This window comes from Streptomyces sp. NPDC107654 (assembly GCF_055639035.1).
Map to the genome: position 1 here is coordinate 35,835 of NZ_JBVKBI010000024.1, position 19,162 is coordinate 54,996.

At 72.5% G+C, this 19,162-nt stretch carries 17 protein-coding genes; 11 read left to right on the forward strand and 6 right to left on the reverse strand.

What is annotated here, in order from left to right:
- Positions 1-15 precede the first annotated feature (15 nt).
- Together ACZ7N4_RS31435 and der are read left to right on the forward strand one after the other, a co-directional pair.
- A complete protein-coding gene (locus ACZ7N4_RS31435; protein WP_471365244.1) occupies positions 16-603 on the forward strand; it encodes a lysophospholipid acyltransferase family protein in 588 nt (195 codons plus the stop codon).
- Positions 604-681: 78 nt separating this feature from the next.
- Positions 682-2,163: a ribosome biogenesis GTPase Der gene (der, locus tag ACZ7N4_RS31440; protein WP_471364964.1), complete on the forward strand. Its 1,482-nt coding sequence runs from the start codon at positions 682-684 to the stop codon at positions 2,161-2,163.
- A 61-nt stretch (positions 2,164-2,224) separates the two neighbouring features.
- Here the strand turns inward: der and ACZ7N4_RS31445 are convergent, their stop codons facing one another.
- Both ACZ7N4_RS31445 and ACZ7N4_RS31450 read right to left on the reverse strand, forming a co-directional pair.
- The gene (locus ACZ7N4_RS31445) at positions 2,225-2,584 is read right to left on the reverse strand and encodes a hypothetical protein (protein WP_471364968.1); all 360 of its coding nucleotides are present in this window, start codon (positions 2,582-2,584) and stop codon (positions 2,225-2,227) included.
- Positions 2,585-2,639: 55 nt separating this feature from the next.
- The gene (locus ACZ7N4_RS31450; RefSeq protein WP_471364972.1) at positions 2,640-3,431 is read right to left on the reverse strand and encodes a hypothetical protein; all 792 of its coding nucleotides are present in this window, start codon (positions 3,429-3,431) and stop codon (positions 2,640-2,642) included.
- Positions 3,432-3,974: 543 nt separating this feature from the next.
- On the opposite strand from ACZ7N4_RS31450, the gene ACZ7N4_RS31455 reads away from it, so the two are divergent.
- The gene (locus ACZ7N4_RS31455; RefSeq protein ID WP_471364975.1) at positions 3,975-4,685 is read left to right on the forward strand and encodes a LysM peptidoglycan-binding domain-containing protein; all 711 of its coding nucleotides are present in this window, start codon (positions 3,975-3,977) and stop codon (positions 4,683-4,685) included.
- Positions 4,686-5,211: 526 nt separating this feature from the next.
- On the forward strand, positions 5,212-5,427 hold the full coding sequence (locus tag ACZ7N4_RS31460) for an I78 family peptidase inhibitor (RefSeq protein ID WP_189299971.1): 216 nt from the start codon (positions 5,212-5,214) through the stop codon (positions 5,425-5,427).
- Between the two features lie 120 nt (positions 5,428-5,547).
- Here ACZ7N4_RS31460 and ACZ7N4_RS31465 read toward each other — a convergent pair whose 3' ends face one another.
- Both ACZ7N4_RS31465 and ACZ7N4_RS31470 read right to left on the reverse strand, forming a co-directional pair.
- A complete protein-coding gene (locus ACZ7N4_RS31465) occupies positions 5,548-6,591 on the reverse strand; it encodes a phosphatase PAP2 family protein (RefSeq protein WP_471364980.1) in 1,044 nt (347 codons plus the stop codon).
- Between the two features lie 237 nt (positions 6,592-6,828).
- Positions 6,829-8,178: a glycosyltransferase family 39 protein gene (locus ACZ7N4_RS31470; protein WP_471364983.1), complete on the reverse strand. Its 1,350-nt coding sequence runs from the start codon at positions 8,176-8,178 to the stop codon at positions 6,829-6,831.
- Positions 8,179-8,438: 260 nt separating this feature from the next.
- Between ACZ7N4_RS31470 and ACZ7N4_RS31475 the strand changes: the two genes are divergently transcribed.
- Both ACZ7N4_RS31475 and ACZ7N4_RS31480 read left to right on the forward strand, forming a co-directional pair.
- On the forward strand, positions 8,439-10,163 hold the full coding sequence (locus ACZ7N4_RS31475; RefSeq protein ID WP_471364986.1) for an MFS transporter: 1,725 nt from the start codon (positions 8,439-8,441) through the stop codon (positions 10,161-10,163).
- 99 nt (positions 10,164-10,262) lie between these two features.
- Positions 10,263-11,453 carry an acyl-CoA dehydrogenase family protein gene (locus tag ACZ7N4_RS31480; RefSeq protein WP_471364989.1) on the forward strand — a complete coding sequence of 397 codons (1,191 nt, stop codon included), beginning with the start codon at positions 10,263-10,265 and terminating at the stop codon, positions 11,451-11,453.
- A gap of 37 nt (positions 11,454-11,490) precedes the next feature.
- On the opposite strand, the gene ACZ7N4_RS31485 is transcribed toward ACZ7N4_RS31480, so the two are convergent.
- Entirely contained in the window at positions 11,491-11,928 is a 438-nt protein-coding gene (locus ACZ7N4_RS31485) for a cell division protein SepF (RefSeq protein ID WP_356149022.1), read from the reverse strand.
- Between the two features lie 266 nt (positions 11,929-12,194).
- Between ACZ7N4_RS31485 and ACZ7N4_RS31490 the strand changes: the two genes are divergently transcribed.
- Positions 12,195-13,475 carry a DUF5685 family protein gene (locus tag ACZ7N4_RS31490; protein WP_471364993.1) on the forward strand — a complete coding sequence of 427 codons (1,281 nt, stop codon included), beginning with the start codon at positions 12,195-12,197 and terminating at the stop codon, positions 13,473-13,475.
- Between the two features lie 2 nt (positions 13,476-13,477).
- Here the strand turns inward: ACZ7N4_RS31490 and ACZ7N4_RS31495 are convergent, their stop codons facing one another.
- Complete coding sequence (locus ACZ7N4_RS31495) at positions 13,478-14,401, reverse strand: ABC transporter substrate-binding protein (RefSeq protein ID WP_471364996.1); 924 nt, start codon at positions 14,399-14,401, stop codon at positions 13,478-13,480.
- Between the two features lie 425 nt (positions 14,402-14,826).
- Between ACZ7N4_RS31495 and ACZ7N4_RS31500 the strand changes: the two genes are divergently transcribed.
- The 4 genes from ACZ7N4_RS31500 (at position 14,827) to ACZ7N4_RS31515 (ending at position 19,071) form a co-directional block, all read left to right on the forward strand.
- On the forward strand, positions 14,827-15,684 hold the full coding sequence (locus tag ACZ7N4_RS31500; RefSeq protein WP_471365001.1) for an amino acid ABC transporter permease: 858 nt from the start codon (positions 14,827-14,829) through the stop codon (positions 15,682-15,684).
- Positions 15,681-17,453 carry an FAD/NAD(P)-binding protein gene (locus ACZ7N4_RS31505; protein WP_471365004.1) on the forward strand — a complete coding sequence of 591 codons (1,773 nt, stop codon included), beginning with the start codon at positions 15,681-15,683 and terminating at the stop codon, positions 17,451-17,453. Before ACZ7N4_RS31500 ends, ACZ7N4_RS31505 begins: the two co-directional genes overlap by 4 nt.
- Positions 17,450-18,211 carry an amino acid ABC transporter ATP-binding protein gene (locus tag ACZ7N4_RS31510; protein ID WP_471365010.1) on the forward strand — a complete coding sequence of 254 codons (762 nt, stop codon included), beginning with the start codon at positions 17,450-17,452 and terminating at the stop codon, positions 18,209-18,211. The genes ACZ7N4_RS31505 and ACZ7N4_RS31510 overlap by 4 nt, the downstream gene beginning before the upstream one ends.
- A 77-nt stretch (positions 18,212-18,288) precedes the next feature.
- Entirely contained in the window at positions 18,289-19,071 is a 783-nt protein-coding gene (locus tag ACZ7N4_RS31515) for a DUF1684 domain-containing protein (protein ID WP_471365013.1), read from the forward strand.
- Positions 19,072-19,162 lie beyond the last annotated feature (91 nt).

The window sequence follows — 19,162 nt, forward strand, 5'->3', positions numbered from 1 at the left end:
ATCGGCGTCGGCCTGATGTACGGCCTGTGGCGGCCGCGCGTGCTCGGCGCCTGGAAGGTGCCGGCCACCGGCCCGGTGATCCTCGCCGTGAACCACTCCCACAACATCGACGGCCCGATGGTCATGGGCGTGGCGCCCCGGCCCACGCACTTCCTGATCAAGAAGGAAGCCTTCGTCGGCCCGCTGGGCGCCTTCCTGACCGGCATCGGCCAGCTGAAGGTGGACCGCACCACGGCCGACCGCGCCGCGATCACCGAGGCCCTCGGCGTGCTGGCGGCCGGGGGAGTGCTGGGCATCTTCCCGGAGGGCACCCGGGGCGAGGGCGACTTCGCCTCGCTGCGCGCCGGGCTCGCCTACTTCGCGGTCCGCGGCGGGGCGCCGATCGTCCCCGTGGCCGTCCTGGGAAGCACCGAGCGGCCCGGACGGCTGACCAAGGCGCTGCCGCCGCTGCGCTCCCGCGTCGACGTCGTCTTCGGAGACCCGTTCGAGGCGGGCGACGGTTCCGGGCGGCGTACGCGCAGGGCGCTGGACGAGGCGACCGAGCGCATCCGGAAGCAGCTCACCCGCCACCTGGAAAACGCCAGGCGCCTGACCGGGCGCTAGGCGACACTTGAGTAGTGGATCAGTCCATGCGGGGCTTTTCCACCGATCACCACGAATGAACGACGAGGTACGGACTTCATGAACGACGACATCCAGCCCGGCGACTCGGCTGAGCACGAGTACGAGCACGGGGCTCTCGGCGACGCCGAGTACGCGGAGTTCATGGAGCTCGCCGCGGAAGAGGGCTTCGACGTCGAGGACGTCGAGGGCGCCATCGAGGCGGCGGGCCACGGTCCGCTGCCCGTGCTCGCCGTCGTCGGCCGCCCCAATGTCGGCAAGTCGACCCTAGTGAACCGGATGATCGGCCGCCGTGAGGCGGTCGTGGAGGACCGGCCGGGCGTCACCCGCGACCGCGTCACCTACGAGGCCGAGTGGGCCGGCCGCCGCTTCAAGGTCGTCGACACCGGCGGCTGGGAGCAGGACGTCCTCGGCATCGACGCCTCCGTGGCCGCGCAGGCCGAGTACGCGATCGAGGCCGCCGACGCGGTCGTCTTCGTGGTCGACGCCAAGGTCGGCGCCACCGACACCGACGAGGCGGTGGTCCGGCTGCTGCGCAAGGCCGGCAAGCCCGTCGTCCTGTGCGCCAACAAGGTCGACGGCCCGAGCGGCGAGGCCGACGCGGCCTACCTGTGGAACCTGGGCCTCGGCGAGCCGCACCCGGTCTCGGCCCTGCACGGCCGCGGCACCGGTGACATGCTCGACGCCGTCCTGGAGGTCCTGCCGGACGCCCCCGAGCAGTCCTTCGGCACCGCGATCGGCGGCCCCCGCCGTATCGCCCTCATCGGCCGCCCGAACGTCGGCAAGTCCTCGCTGCTGAACAAGGTGGCCGGCGAGGAGCGCGTCGTCGTCAACGAGCTGGCGGGCACCACCCGCGACCCGGTCGACGAGATGATCGAACTCGGCGGCAAGACCTGGAAGTTCGTGGACACCGCCGGTATCCGCAAGCGGGTCCACCTCCAGCAGGGCGCCGACTACTACGCGTCCCTGCGTACCGCCGCCGCGGTGGAGAAGGCCGAGGTCGCCGTCGTCCTGATCGACGCCGCCGAGTCCATCTCCGTGCAGGACCAGCGGATCATCAGCATGGCGGTCGAGGCGGGCCGCGCGATGGTCATCGCCTTCAACAAGTGGGACACCCTCGACGAGGAGCGCCGCTACTACCTGGAGCGGGAGATCGAGACCGAGCTGGGCCAGGTCGCCTGGGCGCCCCGGGTCAACGTCTCGGCGCGCACCGGCCGGCACATGGAGAAGCTGGTCCCGGCGATCGAGACGGCGCTGGCGGGCTGGGAGACGCGTGTCCCCACCGGCCGCCTGAACGCCTTCCTCGGCGAGCTGGTCTCGGCCCACCCGCACCCCATCCGGGGCGGCAAGCAGCCGCGCATCCTGTTCGGCACCCAGGCCGGCACCAAGCCCCCGCGGTTCGTGCTGTTCGCCTCCGGCTTCATCGAGGCCGGCTACCGGCGCTTCATCGAGCGCAGGCTGCGCGAGGAGTTCGGCTTCGAGGGCACCCCGATCCACATCTCCGTGCGGGTGCGCGAGAAGCGCGGCGCGAAGAAGAAGTAACGGCGGTACGACACCTCAGGGCGGCCCTGGAGCTCCAGGGCCGCCCTGAGGCGTTCGTGGGTCACGCGCCGCGGCGCGGTCCCGGCGGCAGGGCGGCCGCGATGGTGCCGACGCGCTGCCACTGCGACTGCTGCCGGGCGCTGTAGGCCCCCGCGCTGTAGGCGCTGTACGAGCTGCTGAACGACCCCGGCCGGTGGCCGCCGTACGTGCCCGAGCCGTCCGGGAGGTCCCCGAACGCGCTGAACCCCAGGTCCTCCTCGCCGCTGCGGTCACCCGGCAGGGTGCGGAAGGTCTTGACCCACTCCGCGTAGAGCGCGTCGTAGATCGGCGTGGCCGACGGCCCGCCGGACGGCTCGTGCGCCGTCCGGGCGGACGGCACGGACGAGAAGGACCGGCGGGGAGAAGTGTCGTATGCGTGCACGTATGTCCAAACGACCGGACCTCCAAAGAGATGCGGTCGGCGGGCTCACCGGGGCTCAGGTGCCGGCGAGGGGAAGCGCCGCGGCGACCAGCTTGCCGCCCGCCGCGGCCTTGTCCAGCGCGTCCCGCAGCAGGTCCTCCCGCGGCTGACGCCCGATGGACCCCACCGGTGCCGCGAACAGCAGCACCTGCTGGTGCTTGTTGGCCGCGGCCCGCCAGCTGTCCGTCACCTGGAGCGGCTGGTGCGCCTGCCACCAGGCCACCGGCTGGCCCCCGGCGGCGGACGGCTGCAGCACCGCGTGCAGCTGGCCCACGGCCAGCAGGACGGACCAGCCGTGCAGCACCGGCGGGACGGACGCCAGCTCGGTCACCGGCATGAAGCCCTGCTCGATGAGAAGCGGCAGGAAGTCGTCGCCGGTCCCGGTGGTGCCCGGACGGACGATCGGCGAGGTCGGCTCGACGACGAGCGCGGGGTGCAACTCGTTGTCGAGCAGGACGAGTCCGCTGGTCACTCCGAGCACCGCCTGCTCGGGCACGGCCTTCTGCGGCTCGCCCTGGGGCAGGTCGCCGCCGGCACCGCCGATGGACCGGACGGCGCCCTGCAACTGCTCCTCCGTCACCTGGACGACCTGCGAGGGCAGACAGCTGGCGTGGGCGAAGGCGAGGACGGCGGTCTCGTCGCCGACGAACAGAACGGTGCTGGTGCGCTCCTGCTCGGAGTCGCCCGGGGTGCGACAGGACGTGCAGTCGTAACTGCCCGGGGCGTTCTCTCCGGCGAGCAGCCGGTCGGCTTCTTCGTCGCCGATCTCGGCGCGTACGGCGTCGCTGACGTCGAGCATGCGCGGCACGGGTGGCTCCCTCGGGATGCGGTGCTGGGGTCGGCCGGGTGGCTCCCGGCCGATGAGCCCCGGGGTTCCGGGCTCATGAAGAAGACAACGGGCGTCCTGTGGTGGGAGTCACGCCCCGGTGCCGACCGGTTCTCATCGGCCACCACATCCGGTCACCTTGGGTGAGGATTTGGTCGCACACCGTCAACGTCGCGCGCAGTCAAGGAACTTGAAGGGGTGAAGTGGGTCACAGATCACGTTGACAAGTGACTGACAAATCAGGAAATCAGCGTATGTAGTGGGTGTCCTGAAATCGCCGATACCGCCGGTAACGCGCAACTGGCCTGGCAGGACGGTGAGTTGGTTGATCCGGGCCGCTCCCCCTCCCTACATTCCTCCGCCGTGTGCAACGAGCACCGCTCGGGTACGTCCGCCGGCCGGCACAGGCAGAGCCGCATCGCCGACTCCGGTCACGGTGGACGGGGCGGGCGCGAGGAACCGCGGTCCTACGCGGCGAGACGCGCTCCGCCTTGGGGGACCCCGGGTTCGTGGAGAGGGAACCACATGTCCGACTGTGCCGATACCACCCGCGACACCGCCCGTCCCGCGAGCACCCGTCCCGACGGACCCCGCAAGGGCCGTACGACGGCCGCACTCGCCGGAGCCGCCCTGCTGGCCCCGCTGGGACTGCTGGCCGCGACCGGCAACGCCGCCGCGGCGGACAACGGAGTGTGGGACCGCATCGCCCAGTGCGAGAGCGGCGGCAACTGGCAGATCAACACCGGCAACGGCTACTACGGCGGACTCCAGTTCTCCGCCTCGACCTGGCGCGCGTACGGCGGCTCCGCCTACGCCCCGACGGCCGACCAGGCCTCCAGAAGCGCACAGATCGCCGTCGCCACCAAGGTCCAGCAGGCCCAGGGCTGGGGCGCCTGGCCGGTCTGTTCGGCCCGGGCCGGAGCCTCCGGAGCCGCTCCGGCCGCGGCCCGCACCGGCTCCTCCGGACAGGCGGCCTCCGGCGGCGGCGCGACGACGAGGTCCGCCCCGGCGAAGTCCGCGCCGGTCGAGCCCGCCCCGGCGACGACGCCGGAACGCACCGCGGCCCCCACGTCCCGCGGCACCTCCCGCGGTGACTACACCGTCCGCGAGGGCGACACCCTGAGCATCATCGCCGCCCGGCACGGGACCACCTGGCAGCGGATCTACGCCGCCAACAAGGCCGTCATCGGCGACGACCCGAACCTGATCGTGCCCGGCCAGCGTCTCGCGCTCTGAGCCCGGCACCACCGCGGCCGACGGCCGCCGCCCCGACGCGGGCGGCGGCCGTCAGCGTCCCGGACGTGAGGAAACCGAACGCCGTGATCAGCCGGAGACGGCCGATCTCGCTGTGGTCGGCGGTGGTGAGCCGGTCCGCACCACCCGGCCGCCCCGGTCGCGCCGCGCCCGCCGCCGCCCCCGCCTCCTGATGTCCGCCGGGCGTGCGCTCCGGCGGCGGGCGTCCGGTGGTTGTGTGCTGAATCCGTGAAATTCCTATGTGGCGTCAGCTGCCGTGGCGTACCGGAGGATTGTGCGGGAATCGCGTCCCGGGGGCCGCCCCGATCCCCGCTGCGGCACTTTCCGCCGCGCAATTCCGTGCGGCTTCCCGGCACGCGTGAATTCTGTTCGATTACCCTGGCGGGCCGAACGGAAACCCCCGTACGTGTGACGGAGTCCGAGTAAAACGCGGCTCCGCAGGCTGTGACAGAAGTGTGACGGGGGCGGGCGCTTCTCCTCCCCGGACCTGCGGGACTAGCGTGGCCGCATGGCACCGATTCCCACTCCGCCAGCGGAGCCCCAGGACAGTCCGGACGGGTACGTCGGCCTCGACGCCGTGCACGCCGAGCGGCTCGCTCGGGAGCGCGGCTGGTCGACGGTACGGTCGCTGCCGCCGGGCGCGATCATCACCATGGAGTACCGGGCCGGGCGGCTGAACTTCGAGGTGCGGGACGGCAGGGTGTCCCGCTGCTGGAAAGGCTGACCGCCGGCGCGGTCCGGGCGCGTGGACGACGGAAGGCCCCGCTCCTCTTGTGGGAGCGGGGCCTTCCGTCGTGCGCGGGGGTGGTGGTGCGTACCGGGACCCCCTTGTCCTGTGCCGCCGTCAGCCGCCGGTCAGGGGGCGGGCCGGCTGGGAGGTGCCGCGCGGGAGCCGTTCGGTGTGCGGGAGCCGGTCGGCGTGCGGCGGGCGGCGGCTGCCCGCCGGGGTGACCGGGGTGCGCTCCGAACGGGTCGTGTGCGGTCCGGGCGCCAGGTGCGCCAGACCCCGGGAACTCCGGGTCGGGGAGACCGGCTCACGGGCCGCCACCGCCGGTTCGGCCGGCGCGCTGCGCGCGGTGAGCACGACCGGGGTGGCCGGGACGGCCGGCTCGGTCGCGGGCCGGCCGCGACGCGCGCGCCAGCGGTCGCGCAGGTCGAAGAGGACGAGCTCGGCCCTGGCGATCAGCGGCTCGAACCAGGGCAGGGCGAGCAGGATCAGCAGGCCCGCGGCCCAGCCCAGCAGCACGTCGCTCAGCCAGTGCGTACCGAGGTAGACGGTGGTGAGGCCGACACCGAGCGAGGTGACCGCGGAGAGGGCCGACAGCCAGCGGCGCGCTCTCGGGGTGGAGGCCAGATACGCCAGGATTCCCCAGGTCACCACCGCGTTGGCGGTGTGGCCGCTGGGGAATATATCGCCGCCCAGGCCCATCTCGTTCGAGCCGATCACGGTGGCGTAGTGCGGTCCGAGCCGCCCCATGCCGAGCTTGGCGGCGCCGACCGTGATGTTCAGCAGCAGCAGCGAGGTGGCCAGGGTGAGCAGCGGACGCAGGGTGTGCTGCCGCCAGGAGCGCCAGCCGAGCCAGGCCGCGACCATCACGGCGGTGGGGCCGCGCTGGCCGAGCACCACGTAGTAGTCGAGGAACGCGTGGATCTCGGGCCACTGCTGGTACGGCCGGAAGAACATGACCTGCCAGTCCAGCCGGACCAGCCACGAGGTCGTCACCACGGCCCACACGATCGCCAGGTAGAAAGCCAGGGTCGCGGAGAACAGAACGACCCGGTGCCGGCTCATCCTCGGCACGTCGATGTGGGCCGGTCGTTCCGGCTCACGGTCCAGTCTGGCGAACACCCGGTCCAGACGCCGGGTGAGGTTTCGTTCGGTACGCACCCAATCGACGTTACAGCGAGTGAGCGGTGTTCCCGGTCGAAACAGGGGCTTTGTGATGACGATGTGATGTGGGAAACCTCTCAAGGGCGGCCCGAATTCAGAGGATTCCGCAATCCGGTGAGACCGTTCGGGCCAATTCCTTTGATCGTTCCGGGTGTTGTTTATATCGCGCTTATCAATGCGTTAACCCGGCCCTGGTGCGGAATTTTCCGGGGCGTCATCGTGCGGGTCGGCCGATCATGGCGGACCGGAGCCGTTCAGCCAGAAGGCTCCGTAGACCGCCGCCGCCACCGCCAACCCGGCGAGGACCAGGGCCGATCGGGGGACGCGCAGCCGGGCCAGGGCACCGGCGAGCGGCAGCAGCACCGGGAAGGCCGGCATCAGCAGCCGCGGCTTGGAGCCGAAGTAGCTGGAGGCGCACAGGGCGAGCGCGAGCACGACGCCCGTGTACACCAGCAGGGCGACCGGCTGGCGCCCGCGGACGCCGGTGACGTACAGCCAGATCAGCAGGGCGACCCCGATGCCCAGGCCCAGGCCCGCGAGGGCGGACGGAAATGACGTGAACTTGTCGCCCACGAAGCGGGCGAAGGCGTAGCCGCCGTCGAAGCCGTTGCGCCATCCGGCCTGGACGTCCAGATAGCCGAGCGGGCCCGTCCCGGTGCGGTGGCCGACCCAGAGGACGTAACCGGCGGCACCGAGCGGGGCGATCAGCATGCCCAGCGCGCGCCGCCAGAGGGGGGCGCGCGGGATGACCGACGCGCCGGGGGCAGGCACGGGAGCCCGCGGGGAGACGAGTGCGCCGGGCGCGGGCGTACGGGAGTGGGGGTGCGCGCCGGACGAGGGGGCGTGCGTGTCAGCGTGGGCGCCGGGGGCGGGGCCGTGGGGAGCGGAGCGTGCGTCGGGGGTGTGTTCGTCGTGGTGCGCGCCCGGCGTGTGCCGCGTGCCGCGCTCTCGCCCGAACGAGACCACGGCCGCCGTCCACACCGCGGCGACCACCGCCACCCCCACCGGCCGGGTCAGCCCCGCCAGCGCCGCCAGCGCGCCCGCGCTCAGCCACCGCCCGGTCAGCACCGCGTACAGCGACCAGGCCGCCAGCGCCGTGAACAGTGACTCGCTGTACGCCATCGACTGCACCACCCCGACCGGCAGCACCGCCCACAGCAGCACGGCACAGACCCCGACCCGGGGCCCGTACACCCGGTCCGCGACCGCGAAGATCCCCGCCGCCGCGGCGAGCGAGGCCAGCAGGCTCACCACGAACCCGGCGTCCGCGTACGACAGCGGGGCGACCGCGTGTCCCAGCCGCTCCAGCCACGGCAGCAGCGGGAAGAACGCCAGGTTGGAGTGGACGTCCCCGTTCGGCAGCCGCACCTGGTAGCCGTAGCCCAGCTCGGCGACCCGCGTGTACCACAGCGAGTCCCAGCGGGCGGTCAGCAAGGTGTACGCGCTCTTGCCGCGCGCGGCGCTCCACACCACCAGCACCAGCAGCCCCAGGGCGCGGACCGCGGCATAGCCCAGGAGGGCCGGGGCCGCCCGGCGCAGCAGAGGGGCGTGGGGCCGGGCCACGCGCGTGTCAAGATCGGTCACGGGCTCGATTATCGACCGCTCGCCTCACCGGACCCGTCGCCGGGGCCCGGTCAAGAGGTGATCACGTGGCGTACGCCACATGGGTTCCGTGGTGCGTGTGAGAGGTCCGCCACGTGCCCCCGCGGTGAACTCGCGTACGCTGGCGAGTCACCCGCGAGGGTTCGCGCGGGCCGGAGACACCGCTCCTCTCCGGCCGTACGACAGGGAGTCCCCACCCCGTCGGTCCGCCCCACGCGAGGGATCATCTGGGAGGTACGTACATGTCCGGGACGACCACGGCTGCCGTACGGCCGCGCCGTCGGACGCCCGGGGCCGGTGCCAACCGCTGGGTCGTCCTCGTCGTCCTCTGCGTCAGCCTGCTGCTCGTCGCGCTCGACGCGACCGTGCTGCACGTGGCGGTCCCCGCCGTCACCGAGGACCTCCGGCCCGGCGCCATCGAGCTGCTCTGGATCGTCGACGTCTATCCGCTGGTCTGCGCCTCGCTGCTGATCCTCTTCGGCACCCTCGGCGACCGGGTCGGCCGCAGACGCGTGCTGCTGCTCGGCTACGGCCTCTTCGGCGTCGCCTCCGCCGTGGCCGCCTTCGCGCAGACCGCCGAGACGCTCATCCTGGCCCGCGCGCTGCTCGGCGTCGGCGGCGCGATGATCATGCCCGCCACCCTGTCGCTCCTGCGCCAGGTCTTCCCCGACCGGCGCGAGCGCGCCCTCGCCATCGGCATCTGGAGCGCGGTCGCCGCGGTCGGCGCGGCCGTCGGACCACTGCTGGGCGGCTTCCTGCTGGAGCACTTCTGGTGGGGTGCGGTCTTCCTGGTCAACATCCCGCTGATGCTGGTCAGCCTCCCCGTGGGCCGGGCCCTGCTGCCCGAGTCCCGGGGCGGGGGCGACGGCCCCTGGGACGTGACCGGCGCGCTGATGGCGGCGGTCGGGCTCTTCGGCGTGGTCCTCGGTGTGAAGCGGCTCGGCGGCGGGGAGGAGGCGGCGAGCCCCTTCACCCTGCTGCCGCTGCTGATCGGCGGCGCCCTCCTCTTCCTCTTCGTACGGCGCCAGCGCCGGCTCCCGCACCCACTGGTGGACCTGCGGATGTTCCGGCGGCCCGCGTTCAGCACCTCGGTGGGCTGCATCGTGCTGGCCATGCTCGCGCTGGTCGGCCTGGAGCTGATCGCCGCCCAGTACCTCCAGCTGGTCCTCGGGCTGTCCCCGCTCCAGACCGGTCTCCGGCTGCTGCCGCTGACCGTGGCGGCCATGGCGGCGGGCCTCGCGGGCGCGCGCATGCTGCGCCGCTTCGGGCCGCGCCGGATGGTGAGCTTCGGCTTCTGTCTGACGGCCGCGGCGGTGCTGACGCTGACGGCGATGGGCGGCACCGACGACCCGGCGCTGCTGCTGGCCGGTTTCGTGCTGCTCGGCTTCGGCCTGGAGACCACGCTCTTCGGGGCGTACGAGTCGATGCTCAGCGAGGCCCCGGCCGACCAGTCCGGCGGCGCGGCGGCCATCGGCGAGACCTCGTACCAGCTCGGCGCCGGCATCGGCATCGCGCTGCTGGGCAGCGTGATGAACGCGGCCTACACACCGGGGCTGCGCGCGGTGCCGGGCGTGCCGCGGCGCGCGTCGGACGCGGCGGGCCACTCGCTCGGCGAGGCCTACGAGGTCGCCGGCCGGCTCGGCGGCACCGCCGGGGCCGCGCTGCGCCGGGCGGCGCGGGACTCCTTCGTGCACGGGCTGCACCTGACCCTGCTGGTGAGCGCGGGTCTGTTGCTGCTGGGCGCGGTGATGGCACTGCGGCTGCCGCGGGTCATGCAGTGCGGTGAGGCGCACTCCGGCACCGAGGAGCAGACCGGCACCGAGGCGCAGACCGGCACCGACGAACAGACCGGCGCCGCGGGGCGGGCCGGTGAGGAGCCGGCCGGTGACGAGGAGCGGGCCGAGGTCGGGGTGCCGACGCCGCGGGAGGCGGAGGCGGGGGCCCGGAAGCCGCGGGTCAGCGCCTGACCTCCTCTGGACGTGCGGGACACTGCACCGTAACGTCGGCCCGAGAGCCGTAACTAGCGCTGCTAGTTTTGCCGATGTCCCGTGTCCGGAGGGTGTTCCATGTCCGCGTCCGCGAAGCTGCCCCCGTTCGATGCCGCCGACCCGCTGGGGATCGACGACCTGCTGGAGCCGGAGGACCGGGCCGTCCGGGACACCGTCCGCGCCTGGGCGGCCGACCGCGTGCTGCCGTACGTCGCCGACTGGTACGAGAAGGGCGAGCTGCCCGGGATCCGGGAGCTCGCCCGCGAACTGGGGTCGATCGGCGCGCTCGGCATGTCCCTCACCGGGTACGGCTGCGCGGGCGCGAGCGCGGTGCAGTACGGTCTGGCCTGCCTTGAGCTGGAGGCGGCCGACTCGGGCATCCGCTCGCTGGTCTCCGTGCAGGGCTCCCTCGCGATGTACGCCGTCCACCGGTTCGGCAGCGAGGAGCAGAAGCAGCAGTGGCTGCCGCGCATGGCGGCCGGCGAGGTGATCGGCTGCTTCGGGCTGACCGAACCCGACCACGGTTCCGACCCGGCCTCCATGCGCACCCACGCCAAGCGCGACGGTGACGACTGGGTGCTGAACGGCCGCAAGATGTGGATCACCAACGGCTCGGTCGCCGGGGTGGCCGTCGTCTGGGCGCAGACCGAGGAGGGCATCCGCGGTTTCGTCGTCCCCGCCGACAGCCCCGGGTTCTCCGCGCCGGAGATCAAGCACAAGTGGTCCCTGCGGGCCTCCGTCACCAGCGAACTCGTCCTGGACGACGTACGCCTGCCCGCCACGGCCGTGCTGCCGGAGGTCACCGGGCTGCGCGGACCGCTCGCCTGCCTCTCGCACGCCCGGTACGGCATCGTCTGGGGCGCGATGGGCGCCGCGCGCAGCAGCTTCGAGGCGGCCCTCGACTACGCGAAGTCACGGGAGCAGTTCGGGCGGCCCATCGGCGGCTTCCAGCTCACCCAGGCCAAGCTCGCCGACATGGCGGTGGAACTGCACAAGGGGATCCTGCTCGCCCACCATCTGGGGCGGCGGATGGACGCCGGCCGGCTGCGCCCCGAGCAGGTCAGCTTCGGCAAGCTCAACAACGTCCGCGAGGCCATCGAGATCTGCCGTACGGCGCGGACGATCCTCGGTGCCAACGGGATCTCCCTGGAATACCCGGTGATGCGGCACGCGACCAACCTGGAATCGGTGCTCACCTACGAGGGCACCGTCGAGATGCACCAGCTCGTGCTGGGCAAGGCGCTCACCGGGCTCGACGCCTTCCGGTGAGCCGGGCGGGAGGCGGGGCCGGTGCGGCGGCCCTGCCTCAGCTCTGGTTGAAGAAGCCGTCCGAGCGGTGGGCGGACGCCTCGCCGCTGATGATCTCCGTGTCGGCCGGGGTGAGCAGGAACACACGGTTGGAGACCCGGTCGATCGAGCCGCGCAGACCGAAGATGAGCCCCGCGGCGAAGTCCACGACCCGCTTGGCGTCGCCGGGCTCCATGTTGGTGAGGTTCATGATGACCGGGACGCCGTCCCGGAACAGTTCGCCGATGGCGCGGGCGTCCCGGAAGCTGTCCGGGGTGACCGTGCCGATCCGGCGGCCCTTCTCCTCGGCCGTGTCCGTGGCCACCTTCACCCGCGGGTCGGTGACCCAGGCGTGCCCGGACTCGGTGCCCTCGGAGTAGTCGTCGTCGTAGTAGCGCTCGTCATCGTTGTCGTCGACGAGGCCGAGCCACGCACTCGCCTTGCGTACCGATCCCATGGACGCCTCCTCTCACAGCGGTCTCTCTTGCTTTCCGCATCCCTATGGTCATCCATGATGCGGACGCCTCGCCAAGTGGACAGACGCCGCGCGGGGGGTTTGTGACGGTACTGGTGCACAGCCGATCCGTCGAGAGTCCTTGTGCCCCAAGGGCCGCGACTCATACGGGTGCTGACTGAGAGTGAAATATGATTGTCTGCGGCGGACGGGTGATGCACGGTGCGTACGGGTGAACGCCAACGTCGTATCACAGTACGGGGGATGTCGTGTTCGGGATCGTCAGGCCCTGCTCTCACCGGCTCGGGGAGAGTCTCAAGGCCGAGTGGATGGCGCACTTGTGCGGGCTCTGTCTCGCCCTGCGCCGCGACCACGGTCAGTTCGCGCGGGTCGTGACGAACTATGACGGTCTTCTCATATCAGTTCTGACAGAGGCTCAGACCGGTCCGGTGAGCAGCGGGCGTCGCACCGCAGGGCCGTGTGCGCTGCGTGGCATGCGGACGGCGTCCGTCGCCCAGGGCGAGGGCGCGCGGCTCGCCGCCGCCGTCTCCCTGGTGCTCGCCGCCGCGAAGGTGCGCGACCATGTCGCCGACCGTGACGGGCTGCTGGCCCGCAGGCCGGTCGCCGCCGCCGCGCGCCGGGTCGCCGCGGGCTGGGGCCGGGCGGGGGAGTACGGCGGGGCCGCGGTCGGGTTCGACACCGGCGTCCTGGTCGACGCCGTCGACCGGCAGCTCGGCGTCGAGACCCTGGCCGGGCCCGGCACCCCGGTCCTCACGGTCACCGAGCCGACCGAGACCGCGACCGCGGCGGCCTTCGCGCACACCGCGGTGCTGGCCGGACGGCCCGGCAACGCGGCACCCCTGGCGGAGGCGGGCCGGCTCTTCGGCCGGCTCGCGCATCTGCTGGACGCCGTGGAGGACCGGCGGGCTGACGCCCTGTCGGGTGCCTGGAACCCCCTCACCGCCACCGGCACGCCGCTCACCGAGGCCCGCCGGCTCGCCGACGACGCCCTGCACGGCATCCGGCTGGCCCTGCAGGAGGCCGAGTTCCGCGACGGCGGGCTCGTCCACCTCCTCCTCGTCCACGAGCTGCGCCGCTCGGTGGACCGCGCCTTCGGCACGGCACCGGTGTGCGCGGCCCACCGGCACGGACCGTACGGCGGTGGGGCGCCGCAGGGGCCGTACGGGGGCGGGCACGCGCAGGGACCGTACGGGGGCGGGCCGCAGGGCGCGGGTGTGCCCGCCGCGGGCAATCCGTATGCCGGCGGCGGTTTTCCCGGCGGGACCGGGGGCTACGGCGGGGGCGGCGGCGGGTTCGGCGGGGGCGGTTTCGGGCCGCCGCCCGAGCCCGCCGCCAAGGGCCGGCGCGGTTTCCGGGCGGGCTGCGGGATGTTCTTCGCGCTGTTCTGCAGTTGCCGGATGTGCTGCGCGGAAGAGTACGAGGGCCCATGGTCCCGCAAGAAGCGCAACGGCTGCTGCCAGTGGTGCGACTGTTCCTGCCCCGGTGGCTGCGACGGCTGCGACTGCTGCTGCCCCTGCGACGGCTGCTGACTTCAGTTCTTCGGTTCCGGCGGGCTGATCCGCGACCGTTCGATCGCCGAACCCGTGGTACCCCACTTCTTCAGAATCCGGTCGTAGGTGCCGTCGGACAGCAGTTCGTTCACCGCCGCCTGGAAGGCCGGCGCCAGTTTCGTGCCCTTCCTGAAGGCGAAACCGACGTCGAGCCGGTGGTACTCGTTGAGGAACTTCAGGCCCTGCTGGTGGGCGACGGCATAGCGCAGGCCGTTGATCGTGGACATCACGACGTCGCTGCGGCCCTGTTGCAGCGAGGACCAGATCGCGCTCTGCTCGGCGTACGTCTGCACCTGGTACGCCTTCTTGCCGGCGTCGGCGCACAGGTGTCTGTTCTCCTCCAGCGTGGCCTCGAACGTCGTGCCGGCGCCGGTCGCGACGTTCAGACCGCACAGCTGCTTCAGGTCGGTGATCTTCCCTAGCCTGCTGTCCTCGCGGGTGGCGAAGCCCTGGCCGTCGTTGATGTAGGTGACGAAGTCGATCGTCTTCCGCCGCTCGTCCGTGACGCCGAAGTTGCTCGCCCCGACGTCGTACTTGCCGCTGTCCAGGGCGGGCAGGATCGCCTCGAAGCCGGCCCGCTCCACCTTCAGCCGGACACCGAGCACCCGGGCGACCGCCTTGGTGAAGTCGACGTCCTGGCCGGTCAGGGTCTTGCCGTCGGAGAGGTAGGTGGTGCCGGGCGGGGTGCCGCCGACGCTCACCGCGACGGTGAGGCGGGTGGTGCCGGCGGGCAGCAGCTTCGCGACGGCGTCGTCCTTCCGCACGGCGGAGACGACGTCCGTGGTGGGTACTTGCGCGGACTCGGCCGCCACCGAGGCGGTGCCCGTGTCACCGGAACCGCAGGCGGTGAGGAGCAGAGTGGCCGAAGTAATGGCGACAAAAGGTATCAAAAGGTGCGTACGCATCGGGTAGCGGTCTCCTGGCAGCGGAAGGCGTGCAGAGCGCGAGGGGAGGGGTGCGCGTGTGAAGGCGGGGAAAGGCGGCGTGAGCAGCCGAAGGAGAAGCGGGAGAACGCGAATGCGGCCGCCCGGAGGGCAGGCCTGCGCAGGGGGTCAGCTCAACAGGACGAGGACCACACGCGACCGAAGTCGATGTGGGAGCGGGTGACCAGCCACTGCTGTGGATGCATGGGCCAAGTGGAACAGGCATCCGGTTCCGCGTCAACTGACGTGAGACGTACGGCTCACAGTCCGGACAGCCTTGACAGCCGGCGGAAGCGCCCCCGTACTCTCGGTGCACGGCCCTGCTGAGGGGCTCGGCCGTGGCGCGCCACCGAGCGCGTCCGTGTGAAGGCACCACCCGTTCGACCACCGCGTCACGGAGCCTTCGCATGTCATCCGACACCCTCGCCACAGTCCCCGCCGCATCGGGGACCCCCCAGCCCGCGGACGCCCCGCGGATCGTCCCCCAGCGCCGGTACGGCCAGTGGGCGGCGGCCGCCGTCGTCCTCGCCCTGCTCGGCCTCGCCGTCAACTCCGTCCTGCGCAACAAGGCGTTCCAGTGGGACGTCGTCGCCGACTACTTCACCTCGGACTCCATCCTGCGCGGGCTGTGGCTCACCCTGTGGCTGACCGCCGTGGTGATGGTCCTCGGCTTCGCCCTCGGCACCCTGCTCGCCGCGTTCCGGCTGTCCGCCAACCCCGTGCTGCGCGCGGTCGGGTGGGGGTACGTGTGGCTGTTCCGGTCCATACCGATCCTGGTGCAGCTCCTGCTGTGGTTCAACATCGGGGCGCTGTACCCGCAGGTGCTCGGCGTGAAGACCGTCGACCTGCTCAGCCCGGTCGCCGTCGCGATCGTCGGCCTCACCCTGCACGAGGCCGCCTACGCCGCCGAGGTCGTCCGCGGTGGCATCCTCTCCGTCGACCGCGCCCAGGTCGAGGCCGCCCAGGCGCTCGGCCTGAGCCCCTGGCGGCGCTGGTGGCGGATCGTGCTGCCGCAGGCGATGCGCACCATCGTGCCGCCCGCCGGCAACATGCTGATCGGCACCCTCAAGGGCACCTCGATCGTCAGCGTCATCGCCGTCAACGACCTCCTGTTCTCCGCCCAGTTGGTCTACCACCGCACCTACCAGGTGATCCCGCTGCTGATGGTCGCCACCCTCTGGTACGCCGTGGTCACCTCGCTGCTCGGCATCGGCCAGTACTACGCGGAGAATCACTACGCGCGCGGCACGGGGGCCGTCCGATGAGGCAGCAGCTGGTGATCGTCGGAGCCGGGCCGCGGGGGACCGGCATCCTCGAACGCCTGGCCGCCAACGCACCCGAGCTGTACGCCGGTCCGGGCCTCGACATCCATCTGGTCGACCCCCACCCGCCGGGCGGCGGACGCATCTGGCGCCAGGCGCAGTCGCCACTGCTGTGGATGAACTCGCAGGCCGAGGACGTCACCATGTTCACCGACGACACGGTGGCCATGGCCGGCCCGGTGCGGGAGGGCCCCACCCTGCACGAGTGGGCCGGGCTGGACGGCCGTACCTTCCCCGACCGGCGGCTCCAGGGCCGGTACCTGCGCTGGGTGTACGACCAGGCCTGCGCCGGCCTCCCCCCGAACGTCACCGTCCACCACCATCCGCACCGCGCCCTGCGGGTCGGCGGACCGCGCGAGGGCCGTCAGCAGGTCTGGCTGGAGGGCCGCCCGCGCCCGCTCGCGGCCGACCTGGTGATCCTCGCCCTCGGTCACCAGGAGACCGAACTCGACGCCGAGCAAGCCGCGTTGGCCGCGTACGCCCGAAGACACGGCCTGGTGCACCTGCCGCCCGCCTTCACCGCCGACAGCGACCTGTCCTCGCTGGAGCCCGGCGAGCCCGTCCTCGTCCGCGGCTTCGGGCTGGCCTTCGTCGACCTGATGGTGCTGCTCACCGAGGGACGCGGCGGGCGCTACGAGGCAGGCCCCGACGGGGAGGTGTACGTCCCCTCGGGGCGGGAACCGGTGCTGTACGTCGGTTCGCGGCGCGGAGTGCCGTACCACTCGAAGATCGGCTACGACTGGACCGGCGACCGGCCCCCGCTGCCCCGCTTCCTCGGCCCCGCGGACGTGGAGGCGCTGCTGGCCCGGCCGGGAGGCTTCGACTTCCGGCGCGATGTCTGGCCGCTGGTCGAGAAGGAGCTGGGCTTCGCCCACTACCACCGGCTGTTCACCGCCCACCCCGGGCGTACGGCGATGGCCTGGGCCGACTTCGAGGAGAAGTACGCGGCGGCGGACGACCCCGCCGAGACCCGGGCGCTGATCGCCGCCGCCGTGCCCGACCCGGCCGACCGGCTCGACCTCGCCGCGCTCGACCACCCGCTGGACGGGGTGCGGTACGCCACGCACGACGACTTCCAGGAAGGGCTCAGGAGCTACGTCGAGGCCGACCTCGCACGCCGCCACGACCCCGCCCGCAGCCAGGACCTGGGCGTCTTCCTCGGGCTGCTCTCCGTCTACGGGCAGCTGGTGCGGCTCGGGAACACCGGGCCCTGGTGGCACGGCTTCTTCAGCTGTCTGGCCTCCGGGCCGCCCGGGCCCCGGCTGCGGCAGATGCTCGCGCTGTCCCGGGCCGGACTGCTCCGGTTCGTCGGGGCCGGCATGACCGTCACCGCCGAGGACGGCGTGTTCCGTGCCGCCGGGCCCACCGTGCCGGGCTTCTCCGTCGAGGCCCGGGCGCTGGTGGAGGCCCGGCTGCCCGCGCCCACCGTGGGACGCGCCCGCGACAGCCTGCTGCGCGGGCTGTACGCCGACGGGGCCGCCGAGACCCCCGACGGACTGCTCCGGGTCGACCCCGGCGACGGCCGGATCCTCGACCGCGCCGGACGCCCGCACCCCCGTCGGTTCGCGCTCGGCCCGCACACCGAAACCCGTACCGCCGGGGCGTTCACCCGCCCCCGCACCGGCGGTCCCGCCTTCCGCCAGAACGACGCGACCGCACGGGCGGTGCTGGCCTTTCTGAGCGGCTCCCTGACGAAGGAACTCGTGCGATGAGTGTCATGGTCGACATCCGGTCGGTGCACAAGAGCTTCGGTCCGCTCGACGTGCTCAGGGGCATCGACCTCCAGGTGCGCGCCGGCGAGGTCACCGTGGTGTTCGGACCGTCCGGCTCCGGCAAGTCCACGCTGCTGCGCACCATCAACCACCTGGAGAAGGCGGACCGGGGCGAGATCAGCGTGGACGGCGCGCTGGTGGGGTACCGGCGGGCGGGGGACAAGCTGCGCGAGCTGCCCGAGCGCGAGGTGCTCCGGCAGCGGACCCGGATCGGCTTCGTCTTCCAGAACTTCGGTCTCTTCCCGCACCTCACCGTCCTGGAGAACATCGTCGAGGCGCCGGTGTCCGCGCTGAAGCGGCCCCGGAAGACGGTGGAGGAGCGCGCGCACCGGCTGCTGGAACGGGTGGGACTCGGGGACAAGGCCGGCGCCTACCCGCGGCAGCTGTCCGGTGGCCAGCAGCAGCGGGTGGCCATCGCGCGGGCGCTCGCCCTGGAGCCGAAGCTGCTGCTGTTCGACGAGCCGACGTCCGCGCTCGACCCCGAGCTGGTCGGGGAGGTCCTGGACGTCATCCGGGACCTGGCGGCGCAGGGCACGACGATGATCGTCGTCACGCACGAGATCGCGTTCGCCCGGGAGGTCGCCGACACGGTGGTGTTCATGGCCGACGGACGGATCGTGGAGCAGGGGCCGCCTCAGCAGGTGCTGGGCGCTCCGCGCGAGGAACGGACCCGGGGCTTTCTGGCGAAGGTCCTGTGAGGACACAGGGGCCGGGAGCGCGGAGTTCCATGAGGACACAGAGTCCTGCGGGAACGCAGGGGAGAGGAACCGACGACATGACGACGGACGCGTCCGACGCCTGGAAGCAGTGGCACGAGCAGCGCGTGGAGGGGGTCGCGGACCCCTACGGGCCGCTCGCGCTGACCGCGACGCACTGGGTCGAGGACTATCCGGAGGGGCGACTTCCGGACATTCCCGGGAACTGGGTGGCGGACGAGGACGGGGTCGTGCTGACGGCCACCGGGGCCGACGGCCTGACCGTGGACGGCCGGCCCTTCGCGGGTGAGGTACGGCTGTCCGCCGACCGCGGTCCGGAGGCCGGGGCGCGGGTGGCGCTGGGCGGGAAGCGGCTGGTGGTGCTGGTGCGCGAGGGGGTCTGGGGAGTGCGGGTCTACGACCCCGGCTCCGCCGCCCGGCAGGCCTTCCGCGGCATCGAGGCCGGCCCCTACGACCCCCGCTGGTCGGTGCCGGGCCGGTTCACGCCGTACGACGGCACGCGCACCGTCCGGCTGGCCAACGCCGACGGCCGCGAGCGCGGGTTCGACCTCGCCGGGGAACTCGCCTTCACCCTGGCCGGACAGGAGCGGACCCTGAAGGTCGCGCAGCAGGGGGACGGGCGGCTGTGGGCGGTGTTCGCCGACGCCACCAGCGGTGACACGAGCTTCCGGTTCCGCTTCCTCTTCCCGCCGGCCCCGGACGCCGAGGGGCGCACGACCGTCGATTTCAACCGCGCCCAACTCCCTCCCTGCGCCTTCGCGGACCACTTCATCTGCCCCTTCCCGGCGCCCGGCAACACGCTGGAGGTGGCGGTCGAGGCGGGGGAGCGTCGCCTGAGTTAGCCTCAGTTTCCCTTCCGGTGACGGGTCGACGGCCGAAAGGCACCCTTGTGCCGACCGGCCGTTCGGCCGAATACTCCCCCCAGCGCTTGTC